This window comes from Celeribacter sp. (genome assembly GCF_048259695.1).
Taxonomy (GTDB): Bacteria; Pseudomonadota; Alphaproteobacteria; order Rhodobacterales; family Rhodobacteraceae; genus Celeribacter.
Map to the genome: position 1 here is coordinate 1 of NZ_JBLXHL010000039.1, position 6,900 is coordinate 6,900.

The 6,900-nt window shown below is 61.0% G+C and carries 3 protein-coding genes and 1 pseudogene; 3 read left to right on the forward strand and 1 reads right to left on the reverse strand.

Annotated features, from left to right (window positions below; genetic code table 11):
- The 3 genes and pseudogenes from ACN0Q0_RS17135 to ACN0Q0_RS17145 all read left to right on the forward strand — a co-directional run.
- A pseudogene (locus ACN0Q0_RS17135) lies at positions 1-238 on the forward strand (ribonucleoside-diphosphate reductase, adenosylcobalamin-dependent); the annotation flags it as partial.
- Between the two features lie 319 nt (positions 239-557).
- On the forward strand, positions 558-1,655 hold the full coding sequence (locus ACN0Q0_RS17140) for an AAA family ATPase (RefSeq protein WP_343501772.1): 1,098 nt from the start codon (positions 558-560) through the stop codon (positions 1,653-1,655).
- A 571-nt stretch (positions 1,656-2,226) separates the two neighbouring features.
- On the forward strand, positions 2,227-6,150 hold the full coding sequence (locus ACN0Q0_RS17145; protein WP_343501771.1) for an FG-GAP-like repeat-containing protein: 3,924 nt from the start codon (positions 2,227-2,229) through the stop codon (positions 6,148-6,150).
- Between the two features lie 435 nt (positions 6,151-6,585).
- Here ACN0Q0_RS17145 and ACN0Q0_RS17150 read toward each other — a convergent pair.
- Positions 6,586-6,900: YaeQ family protein (locus ACN0Q0_RS17150; protein WP_417244438.1), on the reverse strand; the 315-nt coding region annotated here is incomplete at its 5' end.

The window sequence follows — 6,900 nt, forward strand, 5'->3', positions numbered from 1 at the left end:
GCAGGGCAAGTACATCCCCTCGATCCTCGCGGCGATCGGCGGGGTGATCGAGAAGCACCTCGTCGCCACCGGCTTCCTCGAGGGCGAGGGCAAGGGGCTGAAGGCCGACCCGACGGCGAAGGTCGTGGGCCTCGATGCACCCCGCGGCAAGGCCTGCCCGTCCTGCGGCCAGTTCTCGATGATGATGGTCGAAGGCTGCATGACCTGCTCGAGCTGCGGTCACTCGAAGTGCGGCTGAGGAGTCAGAGTCAGAAGAGTCAGATGTAGGACCCACTAAATCTTGTCCATTTCCGGGGTAATTTGTCCATTCCGGCATAGGATTAGTGACCATCGGCTGCGTCGCAGTCGGTGGTTTCTTTTTATATCAATGGCTTGCGCGACTGGCGGATTTGCGGCCTTTGATGCGCCGTGGCAGTGCTCCGTCCTGGTGGGCGCCGTTGACGGCTAGCGGCGCTTTCGGCATCCCTCAGGGCCAATCCGGCCGGGTTCTTTCCAACTTCCCCCTCGTGCAGAGCGTCTGCCCGAGGGCATGGCGCCATGCGCCTGAAAGGACCTCCATGACGAAGATCAAGTTCATCGATGCCCGCATCGCCGATCCCGACGAGGACGAGTTCGCCATCAGACGCCGTTTCGACTGGCACCTGCGCAAACTCCGCGCCGTTCAGGAGGGAGTGTCTCCGCAGGTCCCAGGAGACTTCGAAGATGAGTTGCGATGGAACGAGGACCTCGTCGCCGTGCGGATCTCGGAAAAGGACTGTACTAAGGTGGCGCGCCGCGCGCGCCGCCTGGTTCAGGCTCGTAAAAAGGTTTCCGGGCTGAGCCATCTGGCCACAGATGACCGGCGTGCACTTGAAGCACTACGGAACGGCGCGGAACTGGTCCAGATCGAGAACGAACATCGCGCCGACGAGATCGCCGCTGCGATACATGCGGAGATGCCTTGGATGGCGATGGCGACTGATTTCCTTTGGAAGGCCATGCGCCGGTCGGTTCGCGTCGGTGCGCCCGGCTTCCGTCTTCCGCCTGTGCTGCTCGACGGTCCGCCGGGGATCGGCAAGAGCGTTTGGTCGCGCGAACTCGGGCGTCACCTGGGGGTGCCACGCTGTGGCATTGAAGGAACCGCCGAGCAGGCTTCGTTTGTTGTCAACGGTTCGCAACGCGGGTGGGGTTCGTCCTTCCCCGGGCGTCCCCTGCAAACGATCGTGCAGAGCCTCTGTGCGAACCCGATCGTGGTTATCGACGAAATTGAGAAGGCAGGGACACCGACCTCGACCAAGGGGCAGACTTTCGGCATGACCGAGGGACTGCTGCCACTGCTGGAACCGTCGTCCGCTGTCGCTTGGAAATGCCCCTACTACCAAGTTGGCTTCGATATGTCCTGGATCAGTTGGATCCTTACGTCGAACAGCCTGAGGACGCTCCCCGCACCGCTTCTGAGCCGACTGGAGGTTCTGCGTCTGAAGGGTCCTGCCAAGTCTAATCTCATCACCTTCGCGGAGCGCGAGGCTGCGCGGCGCGGATTGTGCGACGCTTCCGTGGGCGCGATCCGTGAGGTGATCACGCAGGTTTCCGAGGGGCATGAGCTCGATCTAAGGCATGTGTCCCGGATGCTGGCCAGGGCTGAGGCCATGGCTGAGCGCATGCTTCTGAACTGACCGGCTGTGCTCAGAGACCGTTGTCCCACCCTGGATGATCTCGATCACAAGGGCCGTCTTCAGTTTCGCCGTCCACCGCTTGATGCTGTCGTCCATTGTCATACTCTTCGCTACGTTCTCCCTAGTAGCATGAGCAGGAATTCAGTCGGTCGATACAACGGCGCAACACCCAGATGCCGAATTACCGGCAGCTGACGTCCGGTACGTCATTCTGGCGTTGGCTGCGGCTTCAGGACGTGCAACCGGCAGCAACGCGCAGGAACCGGACTATGCCCCGCTCGGTATGCGACCCGAAAGCTGCCGTTCAGACGAAGCGCAGCGATCGGCCTCCTTGTTGATTTCCACCCAGAACTGACCGGGGTCTTCCATCGAGAGATGACCCACCTTGGAAAATGCTGAGCGGGGCATGTTTGGGTGGAAATCAACAACAGTGTTGGCAAAAACCTGCTGGTCTTGGGGTGCCACAAATTGACGGTTCCGAAGAATCTTTTCCGGTGAGTAATATCACATATTGATTGTTGAATTTATTGATGCGGTTCAGACTCACCAATTTCATTGGAGGCTGGGTACCATGGCGACAACTCTCCCAGTAGTCTCGCGTTTCGGTCCGCCGAGCTTTGCTTTTTTTACGGAAATTCTGCCAGCGAGGACCGAGATCGAATGGCTCGGAGGCTTGCAGGGCTTCAACTACTCCAGCAATCCGCACGCCTCCGGGGGCGCCTACGCCCAAGCGTCGTATGACGTTTCTTCCGCTGGCGGCGTCTTCGAGGGGCGAGCAGGGCTTTATGACCTGACACTTGGTTACATGGATGAGACCGACGGGGTCTCCTACATGGAGGTCCTCGTCAACGGCAGGGTGGTCACGGCCTTTGACTGGGACAAGCCGGAGGGCACCGCGGTCGTGACGGCCGCGACAAGGGCGGAACATCTGGTGGCCGGTATGGTGCTGGCGCCGGGCGACGTGATCGAGGTGCGCGGCGCCCAGGACAGCGGCGAGCCGCTGCGAACCGACTATCTCGACATCGCCGCCAGCGCGAGTCCGGCACTGGGCGAAAGCTTCGTGATCGAGGCCGAGGCGCTGCAAATTCTCTCGGGCTTCAGCGTGGTGGACAACGGCGCGGCCTCTGGTGACCAGGTGCTGCAGCACACGGAGGGCCTCGAGGCGCGGGCGGTCTACGAGGTGCAGCAGCGCGGCAGATTCGATTTGACCATCGGCTATTTCGACGAGACCGACGGTTTGTCCTTCCTGCAAGTGCTTCTGAACGGCGAGCAGATCGCCGCCTTCAACTGGGACTCGGACCAAGGCGCCGCGATCGCCAGCACCGCGAGCCGTACCGAGAGGCTTCTGGCAGGGCTCGATCTGGAGGTGGGAGATCGTTTGGAGTTTGTCGGTCATGGTGACGGAGGCGAGCCGCTGCGCCTCGACACGCTAACCTTCACGCGTGCTCTGGAGACGGTCGATTACGACCCGTTCCTGTCCGAACTGCCGAACGTCGAGATGGTGGTGCGGCGGGGCGAGCGGGTGGCGCTGTTGACGCCGCTCGAGGACGAGAGCCGCTATGACGACGAGGTGCTCTATCGCATCGTCGACGCCATCGATAAGGGCTGGGAGTTCTACCAGCTTGTCACCGGGCGCGAGCCGAACCTGCACGAACTCTATTCGGTGGACGGTCTTGGCACCGTCACCGTGGTCGAGCGGACGATCGGCGCGGGCGGGGGGTATCTCGGGCTGACCGGCATCGAGATCTGGGCGGATCCCTATTTCGACGTTTGGATGCACGACAATGTCCGCGACTGGGGCCAGTTCGACCATATACCCTTCTACGAGCTTGGCCGGAATTTCTGGTTTTACACCGGTGCGATCGGGGCCTTGCCCGTGGCGGAGGCCACCAGTTTTGCGGTGACCAGCCAGTACTACGCAATGGACTTTGCCAGGGTCGACGAGGCGCCGTTCAATAATTGGTATCCGTGGGACGCCATTCGGGCAGAGATCCTCGACGAACTTAGCCAGCGCTACCTGCAGGACCCGGGGCTCGACTGGAGCAACACCATCGACATCAACGATGCGCCGGCCTGGGTCGGCTCCTTTGCCGATTGGGACGGCGGTGACTTGCTGGCATCCATCTTCGCGCGGATCATCGAGGATTTTGGTATCGAGGCCTACGCCACGATGTGGCAGCTGATCGGGCAGGCGCCCTATACCAGCCATCCCGACGAGGCGGCCGAGAACCTCTTCAACGCCGCGATGGAGGCGACCGGTGTCGACTACCGTTTTCTGCGCAAGCAGGGCGGGGAGGCCTTTGTTATCGGCGATGAAGGCAGCAACAGTCTTGTGGGCACCCCTTCTCAGTCTGACGAACTGGTCGTCATTCATGGCTTTGCCGGGGATGACGTTATCGAAAGCATTGAGGAGTTTGGCTGGGGCCCTCCAGCAATCCTTTTTGGCGGAGCGGGGGATGATCGACTCGTTGGTGGTTTGGCGGTCGACACGCTCGTGGGAGGTAGCGGCGACGATATTCTCGAACGGGTCGTGGATGGCTGGAGCATTCTTTACGGCGGTGATGGGGATGACATCCTCGCGTCGGGGGGGCGACTTTTTGGCGGGTCCGGAATGGATACTTTCGTTGTGGGAGCGATCATCAACGGTCAGATGAGTCGGTCAATGTGGATCGAAGACTATGAGCCAGGGGTGGATATCCTCGATATGCTGGGCTTTCCGATCGACTATGTGCGTAGCCTGGAGGATGGCTTGCTAATTCGTGTCGATATTGAGGCTTTGGACGGCGACGATGTCTACGTGATGGGCGTTGATGATCTCGACGAGATCACCTTCGCCAGCCTGCCGTCCGGTCTGATCCCTTTGCGCTACGAGGCGGAGGACATGAAGATCGTCTCGGGCTTCGAGGTGGTTTGGAACGAGATCGCCTCGGGCGACCACTACCTCGAGCACAGGTCCGCGCAGCAAGCGCACGCGCGCCTGCAGGTGGCGCAGAGCGGAGCCTTCGACATAACTGTTGGCTATTTCGACGAGAGCGATGGCGTGTCGTCGCTGGCGATCTTGCTGAACGGAGAAGAGATCGCGGCCTTTGACTGGGATGACGACACAGGCAGCGCGCTGGCGAGCCGCGCGAGCAAGACGGAATTCACCTTGGAAGGGTTAGTCCTCTCGGGTGATGACGTCTTCGAGTTGGTCGGCCATGGCGACGGTGGCGAGCCGCTGAGGGTAGACTATCTCGAGTTGACCCCGACGACCCTGCCGCGTGCGACTGATATCTGGTTTGAGGAGGTCAACCCAGACGGTGTCGGCAATCGGGTGATGATCGGGCGCAACGACGGGACAGGCGCCTTCAAGGAAATCGATCCCGGGGTCCGTTCGGATGGTCGATCTGTGCTGGCTGCCGATGTGGACGGAGATGGCGACGACGATTTTGTCGAACTGGGCGGCCCGCAGTCGCTCGACGGCGTCGTCGAGATTCCTCCTCGGGACGTCGACGCAGTTCCTGTCGAACTCGCCTTCTCCTTCACGATACACGAAAACATCGGCGGTGGGCAGTTCGTCGTCTCCGAAAGCTACGACCTGCGGATCGAGTTGCCGCTCCAGAGGTTTATCCTTGAAAACGGCTTTCTTACCCTCCCAGAGGAGCTGCTGGATATCCAGGACGCGGCGGATGCGGATGGCGACGGCGACATCGATCTGCTCGCGACGAGCTACGTCTCCGAGTCGCTTCTCATTTTCGAGAACGACGGCGCGGGGCATTTTCAGGTCATGGCGCGCAGTGACGCCACTCCTCTTGGCGCCGACGGCAATGAGGCCTTGTTCATAGACTTCACCGGGGACGAGGCGCTGGACGCGATCGTGGCGACCGATGGCAACGATTCCCCTGGTCTGTGGCTCTGGATCAATGATGGCAGCGGTCATCTCGTCTATGGCGGCGTCTTTGGCGGAGCAGAAGATTCCGCGAGTGACCCGCAGATCGTCGACCTCGACAATGACGGCGACCTGGACGCAATTTTCATCGGTGGAGGAGAGGGGCACGGCATCAACACGATGCTCAACGACAGCCCCCTCTCATCCCCTTCCATAGTGATGGGCGACTTCGCATCTGTCGGCTCGGCGCGCGCAGCCGATTTCGACGGGGACGGTAAGGCTGAGATGGTCGCTGCAGGCCTCTCGCAAGGAGACGAGATACCACCCGGGCTGCGTCTCTTCGAAGTCGTCATCGCGGAGGCCAGCGTTGACTTCGTTGAGGCCAGCTACGACCCGCGCTCTAGCGGCGACGTGAAAGCGCCGGCCGACTATGACCTCGATGGCGATATCGATCTTCTTCTCACCCGAGGCGGCCCGGATGGTTTTCTTGTCACCTTGTTGCTGAACGATGGATCCGGGCACTTCGAGGATGGTGGGGAGATCGTCGCGCCCTTTTCTCCGGCCGAATACTCCTGGGGGCCGCAGATCCACCAGGGCCATTTCGAAAGTCAGGACTCGTTGCTCTGAGGCTGAAGGAACTGGTGTTCCAGGTGGTGACGTCCGAAAGGTGTGGAGCTCGCATATGCGCCATTAGCCAGCTGGCCCGCCGTGACGACGGCCTTCGGCTTCGTGTTCCCTTTTGCCGGTGGCGCGCTGTGCTTGGCTTGGTCGTCCGATGATCTCATGCTGAAGGTCCGCTTCACCGGCCTCGGCAACCCAAGGCGAACGGCGTGTCTGGGCTGGCTCCAGTCGCACGCGGTGTGGTTCGGCCGGCAGTAGTGCGCAGGTAGCGGACAAAGCAATGCGGCGACCACTGGTCTCCCGTCATGACGTGACCGGCCCGAAGCCGCCATCTATCACAGTGATCAGCGCTGCAGCGCAGCCTACGCAGTGCAGACATTTACTTGCCAGAGTAGACTGACGCATCTCGGGCGCCTTGGTCTGGCAGCAAGCTAGGGCAAGCTAGGCCGCGCCCTTCCATGTGCCTGGCACAACGTAGACGACGTTCTCATCGACGCTGACCATCACTTCGCCGTCTTGGATATTGACCTGTAGCTTCATCGCGCGGCTGGCCAACTTGGCAAGTGCGGCAGTGTCGGCCTCCGAGAAATTGATCACTCGCAGATTGTCGAAACGGCTGGTGCCGTTCTTAACCTTGTCCCACCCCACTTCGGCAGTCCGGCCGCCATAGGGATAGATAATCACCTTCGCGGCTTTGCTGCAGGACTGCCGTATGACCTTCTCGCTCGGAAGCCCGAGTGCCACCCACACATCGAT